The 17,492-nt window shown below is 58.5% G+C and carries 13 protein-coding genes; 10 read left to right on the top strand and 3 right to left on the bottom strand.

Annotated features, from left to right (window positions below; all coding sequences use genetic code 11):
* Positions 1-602 precede the first annotated feature (602 nt).
* On the top strand, positions 603-2,111 hold the full coding sequence (locus IMQ56_RS07910) for an anion permease (protein ID WP_017383327.1): 1,509 nt from the start codon (positions 603-605) through the stop codon (positions 2,109-2,111).
* A gap of 52 nt (positions 2,112-2,163) precedes the next feature.
* The gene (gene fumA, locus IMQ56_RS07915; protein ID WP_196063789.1) at positions 2,164-3,813 is read left to right on the top strand and encodes a class I fumarate hydratase FumA; all 1,650 of its coding nucleotides are present in this window, start codon (positions 2,164-2,166) and stop codon (positions 3,811-3,813) included.
* Here the strand turns inward: fumA and IMQ56_RS07920 are convergent.
* Positions 3,802-4,707, bottom strand: a complete 906-nt coding sequence (locus tag IMQ56_RS07920) for a LysR family transcriptional regulator (RefSeq protein WP_133982967.1) — start codon at positions 4,705-4,707, stop codon at positions 3,802-3,804. The genes fumA and IMQ56_RS07920 overlap by 12 nt on opposite strands.
* Before the next feature lie 95 nt (positions 4,708-4,802).
* Between IMQ56_RS07920 and IMQ56_RS07925 the strand changes: the two genes are divergently transcribed.
* The 3 genes from IMQ56_RS07925 to IMQ56_RS07935 all read left to right on the top strand — a co-directional run bounded on the left by IMQ56_RS07925 (position 4,803) and on the right by IMQ56_RS07935 (position 8,455).
* The gene (locus IMQ56_RS07925; protein WP_047735596.1) at positions 4,803-6,098 is read left to right on the top strand and encodes a serine hydrolase; all 1,296 of its coding nucleotides are present in this window, start codon (positions 4,803-4,805) and stop codon (positions 6,096-6,098) included.
* 260 nt (positions 6,099-6,358) lie between these two features.
* Positions 6,359-7,660, top strand: a complete 1,302-nt coding sequence (locus tag IMQ56_RS07930; protein WP_047056225.1) for an MFS transporter — start codon at positions 6,359-6,361, stop codon at positions 7,658-7,660.
* Positions 7,661-7,666: 6 nt separating this feature from the next.
* Entirely contained in the window at positions 7,667-8,455 is a 789-nt protein-coding gene (locus IMQ56_RS07935; RefSeq protein WP_047063120.1) for a substrate-binding domain-containing protein, read from the top strand.
* Here the strand turns inward: IMQ56_RS07935 and IMQ56_RS07940 are convergent.
* Positions 8,427-9,329, bottom strand: coding sequence for a LysR family transcriptional regulator (locus IMQ56_RS07940; RefSeq protein WP_017383321.1), 903 nt, complete (start codon positions 9,327-9,329; stop codon positions 8,427-8,429). The genes IMQ56_RS07935 and IMQ56_RS07940 overlap by 29 nt on opposite strands.
* A gap of 266 nt (positions 9,330-9,595) precedes the next feature.
* On the opposite strand from IMQ56_RS07940, the gene mtfA reads away from it, so the two are divergent.
* Entirely contained in the window at positions 9,596-10,393 is a 798-nt protein-coding gene (gene mtfA, locus IMQ56_RS07945; RefSeq protein WP_045615595.1) for a DgsA anti-repressor MtfA, read from the top strand.
* Positions 10,394-10,396: 3 nt separating this feature from the next.
* Here the strand turns inward: mtfA and IMQ56_RS07950 are convergent, their stop codons facing one another.
* The gene (locus tag IMQ56_RS07950; RefSeq protein ID WP_196063790.1) at positions 10,397-11,596 is read right to left on the bottom strand and encodes an MFS transporter; all 1,200 of its coding nucleotides are present in this window, start codon (positions 11,594-11,596) and stop codon (positions 10,397-10,399) included.
* Between the two features lie 138 nt (positions 11,597-11,734).
* Here IMQ56_RS07950 and IMQ56_RS07955 point away from each other — a divergent pair, with 138 nt between their 5' ends.
* From IMQ56_RS07955 to IMQ56_RS07970, 4 genes are read left to right on the top strand one after another with little or no spacing between them, the layout of a single operon-like run.
* Positions 11,735-13,477, top strand: coding sequence for an IucA/IucC family protein (locus IMQ56_RS07955; protein ID WP_047728034.1), 1,743 nt, complete (start codon positions 11,735-11,737; stop codon positions 13,475-13,477).
* Positions 13,477-14,424, top strand: a complete 948-nt coding sequence (locus tag IMQ56_RS07960; protein ID WP_090278763.1) for a GNAT family N-acetyltransferase — start codon at positions 13,477-13,479, stop codon at positions 14,422-14,424. The genes IMQ56_RS07955 and IMQ56_RS07960 overlap by 1 nt, the downstream gene beginning before the upstream one ends.
* Positions 14,421-16,163: an aerobactin synthase IucC gene (iucC, locus tag IMQ56_RS07965; protein ID WP_277950793.1), complete on the top strand. Its 1,743-nt coding sequence runs from the start codon at positions 14,421-14,423 to the stop codon at positions 16,161-16,163. Before IMQ56_RS07960 ends, iucC begins: the two co-directional genes overlap by 4 nt.
* The gene (locus tag IMQ56_RS07970; protein WP_048247129.1) at positions 16,160-17,485 is read left to right on the top strand and encodes a SidA/IucD/PvdA family monooxygenase; all 1,326 of its coding nucleotides are present in this window, start codon (positions 16,160-16,162) and stop codon (positions 17,483-17,485) included. Before iucC ends, IMQ56_RS07970 begins: the two co-directional genes overlap by 4 nt.
* Positions 17,486-17,492 lie beyond the last annotated feature (7 nt).

Here is a 17,492-nt window from a genome sequence, read left to right on the forward strand (position 1 = left end):
AACTCCAAACTTTAAAAATTAAGAATTCGTTATCGGGATGATTTTTTATTTCGTGTTTTTTGCCGATGTCATGATAGTAATATAAAGCTTTTTTTAGTTTCCAAAGCCATTACGTTAGTTAATAAACTATTTAATCCCTTCGGTAACATTAATAACACATTGGTGTTAGCGGGAATGTTTCACCTGTTCACAATAATTTAAAAAAAGTTAAATTAGAAAAGGTCAAACCAATACACCACGCCCGGTAAAAAACCTTATAATACAACAACAAAGAAAATCACCAAAATTTAAATGTTATAGTTTTGATACATAAAATGCGTAAAATCAGCGAATAACCACACTACTCAGAGTGGTTATTATAAAAAGTATAAAAATAGCCATTCAGTTCCGTTTTTTTGATCGCGATCAATAGTTATGGCATTCAAAAGAGCAATATAAAAACATCATCATTTTTTATTTAGCGCAAACCAAAATGCGTTAAATCGCTATTAGTGAAAACACAAATCCGCACCTTAAATAACTAAAAAAAGCAAAAAGGATATTTCAATCGAATTTGTGTTTTCGCCGGGCGACGAATTTTTGACAACTTAAGACGTGAAACTATGAATACAAAAACTGCTGTAACGCCTCCTGCGGCGAATCTGGCATCAAATGGAACAGCAAAACGACTGCTGATGATGGCTTTGCCCGTCATTGTTGCCGTCCTGCTGTTGTTTGTCCCCGTTCCGGAAGGGCTGCCGCCTTATGCGTGGCACTACTTCGCCATCTTTGTCGGCGTCATCGTCGGCTTAATTTTCGAACCGCTGCCGGGCGCCGTGATCGGTCTTACCGGCGTCGTGGCGATTGCGCTGTGCAGCCAGTGGGTACTCTTTAGCCCGGAACAGCTGGCTGACCCAAAATTCAAGCTGGCGGGCGCCTCCTTTAAATGGGCGGTCAGCGGGTTTGGTAACTCCACCGTCTGGCTGATTTTCGGTGCCTTTATGTTCGCCGCAGGCTACGACAAAACCCGCTTCGGCCGCCGTCTGGCGCTGATTCTGGTGAAGTACCTGGGCCGTCGCAGCCTGACGCTCGGTTACGCCATTACGTTTGCGGACCTGCTGCTGGCCCCGTTCACCCCGTCCAACACCGCGCGCAGCGGCGGGACCATCTACCCGATCATCGCCAACCTGCCGCCGCTGTACGGTTCAAAACCCAATGACCCAAGCGCGCGCAAAATCGGTTCATATCTGATGTGGGTAGCCATCACCGCGGCCTGTATCACCAGCTCGATGTTCCTTTCCGCTCTGGCACCTAACCTGCTGGCGCTGGCGCTGGTAAAAAGCACGGTTGGAATTGATATCTCCTGGGGGACCTGGTTCCTCGCCTTCCTGCCGCTGGGCATCCTGCTGATCCTGACCATGCCGCTGCTGGCTTACTGGTTCTACCCGCCGGAAGTGAAGGTAAACAACGAAGTACCGCTGTGGGCGACCCGTGAACTGGAAAAACTGGGCAAACTGTCGCGCAATGAGATCCTGCTGCTGGTGTTCGTGTGCTGTGCGCTGCTGATGTGGATCTTCGCCGCGGCGTGGATTGAACCGGCCATGGCTGCCCTGCTGATCGTTGGCCTGATGCTGTGGACCGGCGTGCTGGAGTGGAACGATATCACCGGTAACAAAGCCGCGTGGAACACCTTCGTCTGGTTCGCCACCCTGGTGGCGCTGGCGGATGGCCTCTCCTCCACCGGTTTTATCAGCTGGCTGGGTAAAGAAGGCGGCCTGCTGATGAGCGGTATCTCTCCGGGTGTCGCCACCATCGTGCTGCTGCTGGCGTTCTACCTGCTGCACTACCTGTTCGCCAGCACCACCGCGCACACCACGGCGCTGCTGCCTGCGATGCTGACCATCGCCTCCACCATTCCGGGCATGAATATGGAAGTGTTCGTTCTGCTGATGGTGACCTCGCTGGGCGTGATGGGGATCATTACCCCCTACGGTACGGGTCCAAGCCCGATTTACTACGGTAGCGGCTACCTGCCAACCAAAGACTACTGGCGCCTCGGTACCATCTTCGGTGCCATCTTCCTGGCAGCTCTGCTGCTGATTGGCTACCCGTGGATGTCCATGATGTTCTGATTCCTGACCGCCGGACATTTCCTCCGGCGGTTAAATTTTTGTGGAGCAAGCTATGTCAAACAAACCCTTTATCTACCAGAACCCCTTCCCTCTCGCGCATGACGACACCGAATATTATCTGCTGACCAAAGAGCACGTTTCCGTTGCCGAGTTCGACGGTCAGGAAGTGTTGAAAGTCGAGCCAGAGGCGTTGACCCTGCTGGCACAGCAGGCCTTCCACGACGCGGCATTTATGCTGCGCACCTCTCACCAGAAGCAGGTTGCGGCTATTCTGAGCGACCCGGAAGCCAGCGAGAACGATAAGTACGTTGCCCTGCAATTCCTGCGCAACTCCGAAATTGCGGCGAAAGGCGTGCTGCCCACCTGTCAGGATACCGGTACGGCAATCATTATGGGTAAGAAAGGCCAGCGCGTCTGGACCGGCGGCGGTGACGAAGCGGCGCTGAGTCAGGGCGTGTATAACACCTATATTGAAGACAACCTGCGCTACTCGCAGAATGCGGCGCTGGATATGTATAAAGAGGTGAACACCGGCACCAACCTGCCCGCGCAGATCGACCTCTACAGCGTTGATGGTGACGAGTATAAATTCCTGTGCATGGCGAAAGGCGGCGGTTCCGCCAATAAAACTTATCTGTATCAGGAAACCAAAGCGCTGATCACCCCGGCGAAGCTGAAAAATTATCTGGTTGAGAAGATGCGAACCCTCGGCACCGCGGCCTGCCCGCCTTACCATATCGCCTTCGTTATCGGCGGCACCTCAGCGGAAGCCACGCTGAAAACCGTCAAGCTCGCCTCTGCGCGCTACTACGATGGCCTGCCAACCGAAGGCAATGCGCACGGCCAGGCGTTCCGCGACGTCCAGCTTGAGCAGGAACTGCTTCAGGAAGCGCAAAACCTCGGCCTTGGCGCGCAGTTCGGCGGGAAATACTTCGCGCACGATATTCGCGTGATCCGTCTGCCGCGCCACGGCGCCTCCTGCCCGATCGGCATGGGGGTCTCCTGCTCCGCTGACCGCAACATCAAGGCGAAGATTAACCGCGACGGGATCTGGATTGAGAAGCTGGAGCACAATCCGGGCCAGTATATTCCTGAATCCCTGCGCCAGCAGGGAGAAGGCGACGTGGTAAGCATTGATCTGAACAAGCCGATGCCCGACATTCTGGCGCAGCTTTCCTCGCACCCGGTATCCACCCGCCTGTCGCTGAGCGGCACCATCATCGTGGCGCGTGACATCGCCCATGCGAAGCTGAAAGAGCTGCTCGACAACGGGGAAGAACTGCCGCAGTACGTTAAAGATCACCCGATTTACTACGCAGGCCCGGCGAAAACGCCAGAAGGTTACGCGTCTGGCTCCTTAGGCCCAACCACCGCCGGGCGTATGGACTCCTACGTGGACCTACTGCAATCCCACGGTGCGAGCATGATCATGCTGGCCAAAGGTAACCGCAGCCAGCAGGTCACCGACGCCTGCCATAAGCACGGCGGCTTCTACCTCGGCAGCATCGGCGGCCCGGCGGCGGTGCTGGCGCAAAACAGCGTCAAGAGCCTGGAGTGCGTGGCGTATCCTGAACTGGGAATGGAAGCCATCTGGAAAATTGAAGTGGAGAACTTCCCGGCGTTTATCCTGGTGGATGACAAAGGCAACGACTTCTTCCAGCAGATCCAGAATAAACAGTGCAAAGGGTGCTCACAGCGCTGAACGTTTCCATAACGCCGGAAGCAGCGACAGCGTATCGTTGATCAACCCGCGCTTGTCGCTGCCAGGCTTCCAGATAGTGACCATCGTCTGGCTTATCCCCTGGCTGCCCACTTCGGTGGGCAGCCTTTTTACATTTTTCCACTGCGTTGCCTGAAGATGGGTCGGCAAAAACCCCCAGCCGCAGCCCTGCTCCAGCAGGCCGCGCAGCATCTCCAGTTCGTTAGTGAAAAGCGTGTGCCCTGAAATTTGCAGGCGACGGGCAACCGGCTCGTCTGACGCGGGATGCATAATCACCTGTGGCACCAGAGAGAGATCGAGCAGCGACACCGGCGCCGCAACCTCCGCAAAAAGCGCCGTTGCGGCGTAAAAATCCATTTCGATCGCCCCCAGCGCCCGCCACTCCATCTCATTGCCCACGCTGCGGTTGCGCGCCTGGCAGATCCCCAGATCGGCCTGACCGTTTGCCAGCATCGCTTCCGCCTCATCGCGCGATGCGCTGGTCAGGCTCAGGCGGATCTTTTTCGTCGCCAGTGTGGCAATCAGCGCCTGTAAAAAAGCTCTGGGGGTGAACGGATCGTAAGCGAGGGCGATGTCCTGCGTCGCGCTGTCCGGTACCGATCTGGCAAACGCCTCAAACGCTTTAACCTGGCGCATCAGCAGGTGCGCCTGCCGCTGAAGCTGCTCCCCCTCCGGCGTCAGGCGCAGGCTGCGCCCCTCCCGCAGGAACAGAGCATAGCCCAGCCCATCCTCAAGGAAATCGATCAGATCCCGCAGGGTAGTACGATCTTTGCCGAGTTTACTGGCCGCCTTCATCAGGCTGCCGTGTTCAGCGACGGCAGTGAACGCCTCAAGCTGGGCAAAGGAATAGATCAGTGATGCCACGCCATTCTCCACGCAATTTTTACGGGGGATTTTCCCCCATAACGCGTTTTTTATTATAGGCCGCAGGTTCTTAAACTGAAGTCCTTCCTGAGCCAAACGAGATAAATATGAAAATCAAAACAAACCGCACGCTGCTCGCGGCGCTGGTTGTCAGCAGCCTGCTCTCGCCCGCCGTTATGGCGGCCTGCAACGGTACCGACCTCACCACCTGTCCGGCGCCTTTCGATGCCAGACTCCCGGACGCGCATACCATGCTCACCTGGAGCCAGGCCGATCGCGTGGTGGGCTTTCGCAATGACTACCGCAACTACGCAGGGGATGTGTTCCGCCACGGCAACGCTACGCCGCTGCTGCCCGCAGAAAAACCGCTCACCGATGCCCGCTATCAGGTGAAGGGTAAGAGTTACACTATTCAGGATTACCTGAAACGCCAGAACGTCAGCGGCATGCTGGTGCTGAAAAATGGCAAAGTGGCCTATAAATACCTGGGAGAAGGCAATACCGACTCAACGCTCTGGACGTCGCGCTCCGTGGGCAAATCCGTAGTCTCCGCGCTGGTGGGTGTTGCAATTAAAGAAGGGAAAATCCACTCCCTGGACGACCTTGTCACCCAATACGAACCTGATTTAAAAGGCACCGCCTGGGAGGGCGTAACGCTAAAACAGCTCATCACCCACACCTCTGGCGTGGCGTGGAACGAAGATTACACCAACCCGCAATCTGACTTCGCCCGGCTTACCGAATGCGAAGCGAAGCCGGGCACCTACAACTGCGTGCGCACCCTGGTGAAGGGGTTACACCGTGAACACCCGGCGGGCGAAAACTGGTCCTATTCCTCGGGTGGCGCCTGGCTGTTAGGCGATGTGCTTGAGCGCGCCACCAGCATGACGCTCGCGGCGTATCTGGAGAAGACCATCTGGCAGCCGTACGGCATGGCGAGCGACGGCGTGTGGCATGCCTACAGCAAAGGCCAGCACGACGTGGGTGCGCATGGGTTCAACGCCACGCTGGAAGACTGGGGGCGTTTCGGGGAGTTTATCCTGCATAACGGTACGCTGCCGGACGGGAAGCAGATCCTCCCCGAGGGCTGGGTGAAACAGTCCTCAGCCTGGACACAGGCCAAAGGATCGGTGTCCGACGCGCATCCGAAGGGGTTATACGGCTACCAGTGGTGGAACAACGAAGTACCAGCCACCGCCACACACGTGGAGCCGAAAGTCGAAAATTCGCTGAAGGATTCCCTGTGGGCGCTGGGTATATTTGGTCAGATGATCATGGTTAATCAGAAAGAAAATCTGGTTATCGTCCAGTGGTCCACCTGGCCGCAGGCAGAGCCGTCATTCAGCGCCCAGCCGCTGGAAGCGTCGCTGATGTTTAGCGCGATTGCGAACGCGCTGCGCTGATAATCCCAAGCCAGGCCCCGCCTGGCTTCTCACCTGCGCGATGTCACAAAACCGATATATCAGCAACTTAGCGAAATCGAGTAAATAAAAGATCACCAAAATGTTAAGTTATTGTTGAATATGTAAATACTGGTCAACGCTTTGTCATTAATGCACCACACGCATCAGTCCATGCGCTATTTGCGCTTATTAATTTCCACTTCCTGATCCAGTTTTCAGAAACAGACGAGCATAACGTCACTATAAAACTGGAGATAATCATGGTTTCCTCAACCTCACCTGCAACGCTTCGTGCCAAAGCGGGCGCGATTTTCCGCGTCACGTCGGGCAACTTTCTTGAGCAATTCGACTTCTTTCTGTTCGGCTTTTATGCCACCTACATCGCCCATACTTTTTTCCCGGCAAGCAGTGAATTTGCGTCCCTGATGATGACCTTCGCCGTCTTTGGCGCGGGCTTTCTGATGCGTCCGATCGGGGCCATTGTGCTGGGGGCTTACATTGATAAAGTGGGTCGCCGTAAAGGGCTGATCGTCACCCTGTCAATTATGGCCGCCGGAACCTTCCTGATCGTGCTGATCCCTTCTTACCAGAGCATTGGCCTGTGGGCGCCGCTGCTGGTGCTGACCGGCCGCCTGTTGCAGGGTTTTTCGGCAGGCGCCGAGCTGGGCGGGGTTTCGGTTTATCTGGCGGAGATCGCCACGCCGGGCCGCAAGGGTTTCTACACCAGCTGGCAGTCGGGTAGCCAGCAGGTCGCCATTATGATCGCGGCGGCGATGGGCTTCGCCCTGAATGTGGTGCTGCAAGAGAGTGCCATTCGCGAATGGGGATGGCGTATTCCGTTCCTGTTTGGCTGTCTGATTGTGCCGTTTATCTTTTTCCTGCGCCGCAAGCTCGAAGAGACCGAGGAATTCAGCGCCCGTCGCCACCATCTGGCAATGCGTCAGGTCTTCACAACACTGCTCGCCAACTGGCCGGTAGTCGTCGCGGGCATGCTGATGGTGGCGATGACCACCACCGCGTTTTACCTGATCACCGTTTACGCGCCGACCTTCGGTAAAAAAGTCCTGATGCTCAGCGCGTCGGACAGTCTTCTGGTCACGCTGCTGGTGGCGGTGTCCAACTTCATCTGGCTTCCGGTGGGCGGCGCGCTGTCGGATCGCTTCGGGCGTAAACCGGTGCTGATCGCCATGACGCTGCTGGCGCTGGCGACCAGCTATCCGGCGCTGACGATGCTGGCCGCAGCCCCGAGCTTCTCAATGATGCTGACCGTGCTGCTGTGGCTCTCTTTCCTCTACGGCCTGTATAACGGCGCGATGATCCCGGCCCTGACGGAGATCATGCCAGCAGAGGTGCGCGTGGCGGGCTTCTCACTGGCTTACAGCCTGGCAACGGCGGTCTTTGGCGGTTTCACGCCGGTGATTTCGACTGCCTTAATTGAGTACACCGGCGACAAAGCCTCCCCGGGCTACTGGATGAGCTTTGCCGCCGTTTGCGCCCTGCTGGCAACGCTTTATCTCTATCGTCGTCGCACGTTAATCCTGCAAACTGCCGTTAAGGAGTGATCCCTCATGCTTACATTCAGAACGGTGATTGCCGCCCTGACCTTCGCCACCCTCAGCGCGGGCGCGCTTGCGCAGGATGTGACGGTGATGATTTCTGGCGGCTTCAAAGCGGCGCTGGAGAAGCTGACGCCGCAGTACGAAGCGCAAAGCGGTGACAGGCTCATTGTGATCTCCGGCCCGTCGATGGGCAAAACGCCGCAGGCCATTCCGGCCCGGCTCGCCCGGGGCGAAAAAGCGGACGTGGTGATTATGGTGGGCGATGCGCTGGCGAAACTGGAACAGGATCGCAGGACGGCGGCGGGCTCCCGCGTGGAGCTGGCGGATTCGCCCGTCGGGATGGTCGTCAAAGCGGGCGCGCCGGTGCCGGATATCAGTACGGTGCCTGCCCTGCGGCAAACGCTGCTGAAGGCGCATTCCATAGCTTATTCCGACAGCGCCAGCGGCCGGTATGTAGAGAGTCAGCTGTTCCGTAAGCTGGGCATCGACGGCCAGGTTCACGATAAAGCGCACCGGGTTGAGCGCATCCCGGTGGCGTCTGAAGTGGCAAAAGGGAAATACGATCTCGGCTTTCAGCAGGTGAGCGAGCTTCTGCCGGTCCCGGGGGTGACGTTTGTCGGTAAGTTGCCTGACGACATGCAGTACATTACCCGTTTCGCCGGAGCCGTAACGCAGAAGGCTGACCATCCCGAACAGGGAAAAGCGCTGCTGGCCTTTCTCTCTTCGCCACAGGCCGCCAGCGTCATTACGGCAACGGGCTTAACGCCCGTCAGTGCACCTCGCGATACTGCTCGGTAATCAGCGTTTCGAGTTCGGCAGCAATATAGGACTGGATCCGCCCGCGGCGGCGGATCAGCCCCACGGTTCGCCTGACCTCAGGCTCGGTTAAAGGTACCGACGTCAGCAGCGAATGCTCTGCGCGGGGCATTGACATGGCGGGAACGGCCGCAATGCCGATCCCGGCTTCAACCATCCCCAGCATGGTCGTCACGTGCCGCGTTTCGCAGATGCTGGGGCGCTCAGGCCGAATATGCCCGACCCGCTGGTCGAGAAGATTGCGGTTGCCGGAGGTCTTATCCAGACCGATATAATCCTGCTGATAAAAAGCCTGCCACGTCAGGCTTTTTCTTTTTGCAAGCGGGCCGTCGCGCCGGCAGGCAGCCACGTAGACATCCTCCACCAGCGGGACAAACTCGATGTCGGGCTGCAAACTCCGGGCAAAGCAGATACCAAAATCCGCCTGTCCGCGGGTGACGGCCTCGATAACATTTCCGGCGCTGCTGTCGATCAGTTTTATGCGCACGCGGGGGTAACGGGACTGAAAGCGGCGGATAACATCCGGCATAAAGTAACAGGCGGCGGACGGCACCGTCGCCACGGTGATTAGCCCCGTACGCTCCTCGCTGGCCTTATCGATATCCGAAAGCATGGACTCCACATCAGCAAGCAGCTGTCCGCATCGGTCGGCAAAGGTCTGTCCATACAGGGTCAGCGTGACGCGCCGGGTGGTTCTGTCGAACAGTTTTGTCCCCAGTGCCGCCTCCAGCTTTTCAATTCTGCGACTCAACGCCGACTGGGAAAGGCAGATAGACTCCGCCGCAAGACGGAAATTGCCATATTCCAGTAAAGCGCGGAAGGCATAGAGATCGTTGAGGTCAAAATTGACGGGCATACTGACGGGATCCTTAAGCACGGTAGGGTAAGAAGAGATTTATCATAGTCGCGCACGACATACTTCACAAAATGAAGGGGATACCCCTAAAGCGCTATCAACCTGACGGCACATAGTGATAGTTTATGCGGGCTGGATTCCTCTTAAACAGGCTGCCAGTCTGCATGCAGCCGAAGAGGAGTGTCATACTGCTTAACAGAGTATGTTGGCATGCTAACAGCCCCTGACCTTTCCATTTTGTTCACGTGCGAGTAACGAGCAAAGCGATGATTAAGTGGCCCTGGAAAACGAACGACGCTGGTCGAAATATGGCGCTGCCCTGGGATGAGGCTCTGGCGATCCCCGTGCTGGCGAATCTCTTGCCTGAAGAGCAATCAAAGCTGATTCAGCTGGCCGAGCGTTTTTTACAGCAAAAACGGCTGGTACCGCTACAGGGCTTCGAACTGGATCCGCTTAAAAATTCCCGCATCGCCCTGCTCTTCTGCTTGCCGGTGCTGGAGCTGGGTATCGAATGGCTGGATGGCTTCCACGAAGTGCTGATCTACCCGGCGCCGTTTATCGTCGATGATGAGTGGGAGGATGACATCGGGCTGGTGCACAACCAGCGTATGGTGCAGTCCGGGCAAAGCTGGCAGCAAGGGCCAATCATCCTCAACTGGCTGGATATTCAGGACTCGTTCGATGCCTCGGGCTTCAACCTGATCATTCACGAAGTGGCGCATAAGCTGGATACCCGCAACGGCGATCGCGCCAGCGGCGTGCCGCTGATCCCGCTGCGTGAAGTCGCGGGATGGGAGCACGACCTGCACGCGGCGATGGAAAACATTCAGGATGAGATAGACCTGGTGGGTGAAAGCGCGGCCAGCATTGATGCCTATGCCGCGACCGATCCCGCCGAGTGTTTTGCGGTACTGTCCGAGTATTTCTTTAGCGCACCTGAGCTTTTCGCTCCGCGCTTCCCGGCGCTGTGGCAGCGTTTTTGCCATTTTTATCAGCAGGATCCGCTCCAGCGTCTGCGGCAAAGTGAGGACGCAGCCAGCACCTCCCCTCATCCGTTCCACTGATGTTTAAGGGGTACGATTCGTCGATCGTACCCACACGCTCACCGCAAGAAACAGCAGCGCCATTCCCCATGCGGCAGTAATCAAAAACTGCTCACCGTAAAAGCGCGTCACCACGGGTACCAGCAGCGCGCTGGCCCCGTACCCCAGCGTATGGCTGGTGGCGATCACCCCTGCGCCTTTGCCCGTCGTCAGCCGATCGTTGAGCAAAAGCTGGTATCCCGGCGTTGCCATGGCGGCCCCCAGCGAAGTGATGACAATTCCCACGTAGAACAGGGCTAAACTGGCGAGACACATCAGCCCAAGACCCGCCACCATCAAGACCGCGGCAATTAAGAGTAAAACTCTCGGGGTAAAATGCTGCGGGCGTACCACCAGAAACTGCGCCGCCAGGGTCGCCAGCGCGGCCAGGCTCAGCAGCAGCGCGACATGATGGCTGATTTGCACGGCATCGCCATAAAATAACGGGTGAAGATGCGGCGATAAACCAAGCTGCATCAGGCTGACCAGCGCCGCCAGCAGCAGTGCCAGCACCAGGAAAGGCAGCATGGAGGCCTGTAACCGCGTCGACTGGTGCGCCACCGGCGGCAGCGGGGGATCGGCGGCTTCGCGCAGCACCAGCAGCAGCGCGATAAACGGCGCCAGCGCCATCAGCCAGAGCGGTGCGACCGGGCTGACGCTGAGCATCAGCGCGGCCAGAGGCGGTCCCAGCAGTCGCCCGCAGCTAAGGCCAGAGCTTATCGTCGCCAGCGCCGCCATCCTTTTATCCAGCCCCGCGCGTTGAATGGCCCACGTCTGGGCCGCAGGCACCAGCCCTGATACCGTCAGGCCGTACAGCATGCGCGACAGCACCAGGCCTGCCATTCCCCAGAGAGCATTCAGCGCGCCGTTCGCCATCGCCCACACCACCAGCGCCATCACGACAAAGCTCGCCAGATAGCCTCCCAGCGAGGCCAGCATAACGATCTTACAGCCGTGCCGCTCGCTCTGGCGTCCCCACCAGGGCGATGCGGGTAAAAAGAGCATCGAGCCGAACATCAGCAGCCCGGCCCAGACGGAGAGCGACAGTCCGGTCAGGGAGACCAGCTGCGGCAGCATAACCAGCAAACCGTTTTGCCCAATACCTAATAAACCGGCGCCCAGTGCCAGGGGCCAGTTAGTTTTAGGGGTCACAACGTCAGTGAGATTCTCAGTACGGGTGCGCATAAAATTGTGAAGATAATGTCAATAAATGTGTGGAAATTATGAAGTTTATGAAAACAAATATTGCAAAAATAGTTGCCACTGTAAACAGAATGAATATCATAACGAGAATTATTATCAGTCATGGAATGAGGTACAACTATGCGTACTCTGCCCCGCTCCGCCGGTACAGATGTTGCGGCCCAGTGTTTTTTGAACGCGCTGCTGCGCGAAACGAAGGACTGGCATTATCTTCCCGCAACCCGTGCGGATGAGTTATCACAGATTCATATCCCGCTCTCCCCAACCCAGGCCATTCGGGTTCCGGTACGCTATTTCTCCCCCACGCAGCATCACCAGTATCGTTTTCCGGCAACGCTGATTCAGGCCGACAGCGACGGCGGTGACACGGTCACATTTCATCAACTGATTGATTTCATTCTTCAAAAAGAGACGGTAAAAGGCGAGCTGGATGCCGATACGCTGGCTCGCTTTAAGCAGCGCGTCCTGGAAAGCCATACGCACACCTGGCAGGCCATTGATTTACGCCACAACTGGGCAAACCTGCGCGATAAGCCGCTGACGTTTGCCGAAGCGGAACAGGCGCTGCTGGTCGGCCATGCTTTTCATCCTGCCCCAAAGTCGCACGAGCCGTTCAACGAGGCCGAGGCGCGTCGCTATCTGCCGGATTTCGCCTCCCGCTTCCCGCTGCGCTGGTTTGCGGTTGAGCATGAGCTGATTACCGGCGACAGCCTGAATGTCTCCCTGCGGGAACGTCTGCTGCGCTTTGCAGCGCAGAGCGCGCCGGCCCTTCTCGGTCACTTCACCGACACCTGCTGGCTGCTGCCGATGCACCCGTGGCAGGCCGACTATCTGCTGGAGCAGGACTGGTGCCAGCGTCTGGTAGAAAAAGGCGCCCTGCGCGATCTGGGCGAAGCCGGTGCGCAATGGCTGCCCACCAGCTCTTCCCGCTCGCTGTACAGCGAAACCAACAGCGACATGATTAAGTTTTCCCTGAGCGTGCGGCTGACCAACTCCGTGCGCACGCTGTCGGTGAAAGAGGTTAAGCGCGGCATGCGCCTGGCACGGCTGGCGAAAACGGCACGCTGGCAGGAACTCCAGGCGCGCTACCCGACCATGCGCGTGATGCAGGAGGATGGCTGGGCGGGGCTGCGCGATGAGCACGGCGTCATTCAGGAAGAGAGCCTGATGGCCCTGCGCGTCAACCTGCTGTTCGATACCCCTGAAACGCAAACCAACGTGCTGGTGAGCCTGACCCAGGCCGCGCCGGACGGCGGCGACAGCCTGCTCGCCGCGGCGGTGCGTCGTCTGAGCCAGCGTCTGGATCTCCCGCTCGCCCAGGCCGCGCGCTGCTGGCTGGACGCTTACTGCGACCGGGTATTGCTTCCGCTGTTCAGCGCCGAGGCGGACTACGGTCTGGTCCTGCTGGCGCACCAGCAAAATATCCTCGTTGAGATGCAGCAGGATTTCCCCGTTGGGCTGATCTACCGCGACTGCCAGGGCAGCGCCTGGACCGAAGGGGCCGACGCGTGGCTGAAAGAGGCAGGTGAAACCGAGGTGGAAAACCGCTTCGGTGAGAGCCAGCTGCTGCGCTACTTCCCTTATTACCTGCTGCTGAACTCTACCCTTGCCGTCACCGCCGCGCTCGCCGCCGCCGGTTTCGACAGCGAAGAGAACCTGATGTCCCGCGTGCGTGACGCGCTGGCCGAACTGCGCACCACGGCGAAGCAGACCCGCTGCCTCGATTACGTGCTCGACAGCCCGACCTGGAACTGCAAAGGCAACTTCTTCTGCTACCTGCACGATCGCAACGAAAACACCATCGTCGATCCGGCGGTGATCTATTTCGACTTTAGCAACCCGTTTTATAAGGAGAAGGCGTGATGGCAAACGCGAATATCGTCCATTCCGGCTACGGCTTTCGCTGCACGGTCACGGAACAAAACCTGCCGCTGACGCTGGGTCTCGACGGCAGCGCGGTGCTGGAGCGGCTGACCGGGCTCCCGGACGGCTGGCTGGTGGACGCCCTCGACCAGCTGTTTGTTGCCGCGCCCGCCCTGACCGGCATTACCCTGCCGTGGGCAGCCTGGCAGGATGAACCTCAGGCGCAGGCGCTGTTTAGCCTCGTTCACGGAGATTATCTGGCGCGTGAAATTTTCTGGCAGCTGCCGCTGTGGCTGAAAGGCGAACGTCCGCAGGCGAGCGGCGAAATGCAGTTTGATGAAAGCCGTCAGCTGTACTTCCCGCTGCGCCCTCACCGCCCGCAGGGCGAGGTGTACCGCCGTTACGATCCGCAGATTAAGCGCACCCTGAGCTTCCGCGTGGCGGACGTGGCGCTGGACGGCGAGCGTTTTACCCGCTGGATGAACAACCCGCGCGTCAATGCCTTCTGGGAGATGGCCGGTCCGCAGGCCGAGCAGGAGAACTACCTGCGTCGCCAGCTCGACTCGACCTATTGCTATCCGGTGATCGGCTGCTTTGACGATCAGCCGTTCGGCTATTTTGAACTCTACTGGGCGGCAGAAGACCGCATTGGCCGCCACTATCGCTGGCAGCCGTTTGACCGTGGGCTGCACATGCTGGTGGGCGAAGAGAACTGGCGCGGGGCGCAGTATATCCGCAGCTGGCTGCGCGGCCTTAGCCACTATCTGTATCTCGATGAACCGCGCACGGCGCGCATTGTGGCCGAGCCGCGCTTCGACAACCAGCGTCTGTTCCGCCATCTGGCGTCCGCTGGTTTCGACACGGTGAAAGAGTTCGACTTCCCGCACAAACGCTCCCGTCTCATCATGAGCGAGCGTCATCGCTTCTTCCACGAGGTGGAACTGTGAACGCACTCTGGCAGAAAGTGAACCGCGAGATGGTGGCGAAGATCCTCGCCGAACTGGAATATGAACGCACCCTGCGCGCCGAGCCGGTTACGGCGGACAACTGGCGCATCAGTATGGGCAACGCGTGCTGGCAGTTTCGCGCCACGCGTGGGATATGGGGCTGGCTGCATATTGACCCTGATACCCTGACCACCACCAGCGGCGCGGCGGTCGAAGCGGAAAACGCGCTGCTGCAACTGGCCACCGTGCTGGAGATGAGCGACGCGCAAACGGCGGAGCACATGGAAGATCTCTACGCCACGCTGCGGGGTGACATGCAGCTGTTGCAGGCGCGTGAAACGCTGGATGCCGATGCGCTGATCCACCTCGACCCGGACGAACTACAGTGCCTGATGCGCGGTCACCCGAAGTTTATTTTCAACAAGGGACGCCGCGGCTGGGGGCTGGATGCCCTGCGCCTGTACGCGCCGGAATATCGCGGGCGTTTCCGCCTGCACTGGGTCGCCGTGCAGCGCGAGCGTCTGGTCTGGAGCAGCGACGCCGATTGCGATATTAACGCCCTGCTCTCCAGCGCCATGGACGATGCCGAGCGCGAGCGGTTCGACGCCCGCTGGCAGGAGCTGGATCTGGACGACAGCTGGCTGCCGGTGCCGCTGCACCCGTGGCAGTGGCAGCAAAAAATTGCCATTCATTTCCTGGCGCAGCTCGCGCGCGGTGAGATGGTAGAGCTGGGTGAGTTCGGCGATGAGTATCTGGCGCAGCAGTCCCTGCGCACGCTGACCAACGCCAGCCGTCGCACGCCGTATGACATCAAGCTGCCGCTGACCATCTACAACACCTCCTGCTATCGCGGTATTCCGGGCAAGTATATCGCCGCCGGTCCGCTGGCCTCGCGCTGGCTACAGCAGCAGTTCGCCAGCGATGCCACGCTGATTCACTCCGGGGCGCAGGTGCTTGGCGAACCCGCAGCCGGATATCTGTCGCATCCGGGTTATGCCGCATTGCCTGAGGCGCCGTACCGCTATCAGGAGATGCTGGGGGTGATCTGGCGCGAGAACCCATCCTGCTATTTACAGGATGGCGAACAGGCGGTGCTGATGGCGGCGCTGATGGAAACCGATAACCAGGGGCGCCCGCTGATTGACGCGTGGATCAAACGCTCGGGGTTAACCGCTGACGCATGGCTGGAAAAGCTGTTTGAGGCGACGGTGATCCCCTTCTATCACCTGCTCTGTCGCTACGGGGTGGCGCTCATCGCCCACGGCCAGAACGTCACGCTGGTGATGAAAGATTACGTTCCGCAGCGCATTTTGCTGAAGGATTTCCAGGGCGACATGCGCCTGGTGGATGAAGATTTCCCGCAGATGCAGAGCCTGCCGGAGCAGGTAAAAGCGGTGACGGCGCGCCTCAGCGCGGATTACATCATCCACGACCTGCAAACCGGCAACTTTGTCACGGTACTGCGCTTTATATCCCGCCTCACCCTGCAATGCGGCGTGAGCGAAACCCGCTTCTATCAGATCCTGGCGCTGGTGTTACGTCGCTATATGGCCGCCCATCCGGATCTTGCGGCGCGCTTCGCCAAATTCGACCTGTTTAAGCCGCAGATTATTCGCGTGATCCTCAACCCGGTCAAACTGACCTTCTCTGAACACGACGGCGGCAGCCGCATGCTGCCGAACTACGTCTGCGATCTTGATAACCCTCTTTTTCTGGTCTCCCAGGAGTCAGCGCAATGAAAACCTATGATTTCATCGGCATTGGTATCGGTCCGTTCAACCTCAGTATTGCCGCGCTGGCAGAGGGGCTGGACGGTTTTAGCTCGCTGTTTCTTGAACGCAAGCCGCACTTCTCCTGGCACCCGGGGATGATGGTGCCGGACTGCCATATGCAGACCAGCTTCCTGAAGGATCTGGTCAGCGCCGTGGAGCCTACCAACCGCCACAGCTTTCTGAACTATCTGGTACAGCGCAAAAAGTTCTACCGTTTCCTCACCACCGAGCAGCGCACCGTGTCGCGCGAGGAGTTTGCCGACTACCTGTGCTGGGCGGCGGATAACCTCACTAACCTGGCCTTCAGCCAGCAGGTACAGCAGGTCAGCTTTGATGAGCAAAACGGCCTGTTTGAGGTCGTGACCCAGCGGGATCGCTTCCTGGCGCGCCACGTCTGCGTGGGGATTGGGAAGCAGATCAATCTCCCAGACTGCGTCACCGCGCAGGACGACACCTGCTTCCACGCCAGCGAAATGATGCTGCGCACGCCGGATTTAGCGGGCAAGCGCGTCACCGTCGTCGGCGGCGGCCAGAGCGGTGCGGATCTGTTTTTAAATATCTTCCGTGGGGAATGGGGGCAGCCGCTGAGCCTCAACTGGGTGTCGCGCCGCAACAACTACAACGCGCTGGATGAAGCCGCGTTTGCTAACGAGTATTTCACGCCGGAGTACGTGGACAGCTTCTCGACCTTTGGTGACGACGCCCGACGTCAGATGTTGCAGGAGCAGAAGATGACCTCCGACGGGATCACCACGGAGTCGCTGCTGGCCATCTATCGCGCCATGTATCACCGCTTCGAAGTGCTGCGCGAAAAACCCTGGGCGCATCTGATGCCGTCCCGCTCGGTGACGGCGCTGACGCGCCAGGAAACCGGACATCGCCTCAGCATCCAGCATCACCTGGACGGCGGGCGCGAACAGCTGGAGAGCGACGTGGTGATTTTCGCCACCGGCTACCGCGCCGTGCAGCCCGCGTTTCTCGCCCCGCTCTCTTCCCGACTGCGTCTGGATGAGAATGAAGCCTTCTGCATCAACAACGATTTCACCCTTGAATGGGACGGCCCGCAGAGCAACCGCCTGTTTGCCGTCAATGCCGGGATGCACCGTCTCGGTATTGCCGAACCCCAGCTCAGCCTGATGGCCTGGCGCGCGGCGCGAATTTTGAATCGCGCTCACGATGACGAGCCGTTTGAGCTGGCAACCACCCCCGGCGTGATCCACTGGCGGAGCACCACCAGCCCGGAGAGCAGCCAGGTTTTTAAAACATTAATGAAGACCACCGAGTACTGACACACAC

It is taken from the genome of Enterobacter sp. Res13-Sevr-PEC09-46, from assembly GCF_015672585.1.
Taxonomy (GTDB): Bacteria; Pseudomonadota; Gammaproteobacteria; order Enterobacterales; family Enterobacteriaceae; genus Enterobacter; species Enterobacter hormaechei_C.

Excerpts from the sequence above, each read along its gene's own strand:
- IMQ56_RS07910 (WP_017383327.1), top strand. The coding sequence starts at position 603 with ATGAATACAAAAACTGCTGTAACGCCTCCTGCGGCGAATCTGGCATCA.
- fumA (WP_196063789.1), top strand. The coding sequence starts at position 2,164 with ATGTCAAACAAACCCTTTATCTACCAGAACCCCTTCCCTCTCGCGCAT.
- IMQ56_RS07925 (WP_047735596.1), top strand. The coding sequence starts at position 4,803 with ATGAAAATCAAAACAAACCGCACGCTGCTCGCGGCGCTGGTTGTCAGC.
- IMQ56_RS07930 (WP_047056225.1), top strand. The coding sequence starts at position 6,359 with ATGGTTTCCTCAACCTCACCTGCAACGCTTCGTGCCAAAGCGGGCGCG.
- IMQ56_RS07935 (WP_047063120.1), top strand. The coding sequence starts at position 7,667 with ATGCTTACATTCAGAACGGTGATTGCCGCCCTGACCTTCGCCACCCTC.
- IMQ56_RS07940 (WP_017383321.1), bottom strand. The coding sequence starts at position 9,329 with ATGCCCGTCAATTTTGACCTCAACGATCTCTATGCCTTCCGCGCTTTA.
- mtfA (WP_045615595.1), top strand. The coding sequence starts at position 9,596 with ATGATTAAGTGGCCCTGGAAAACGAACGACGCTGGTCGAAATATGGCG.
- IMQ56_RS07950 (WP_196063790.1), bottom strand. The coding sequence starts at position 11,596 with ATGCGCACCCGTACTGAGAATCTCACTGACGTTGTGACCCCTAAAACT.
- IMQ56_RS07955 (WP_047728034.1), top strand. The coding sequence starts at position 11,735 with ATGCGTACTCTGCCCCGCTCCGCCGGTACAGATGTTGCGGCCCAGTGT.
- IMQ56_RS07960 (WP_090278763.1), top strand. The coding sequence starts at position 13,477 with ATGGCAAACGCGAATATCGTCCATTCCGGCTACGGCTTTCGCTGCACG.
- IMQ56_RS07970 (WP_048247129.1), top strand. The coding sequence starts at position 16,160 with ATGAAAACCTATGATTTCATCGGCATTGGTATCGGTCCGTTCAACCTC.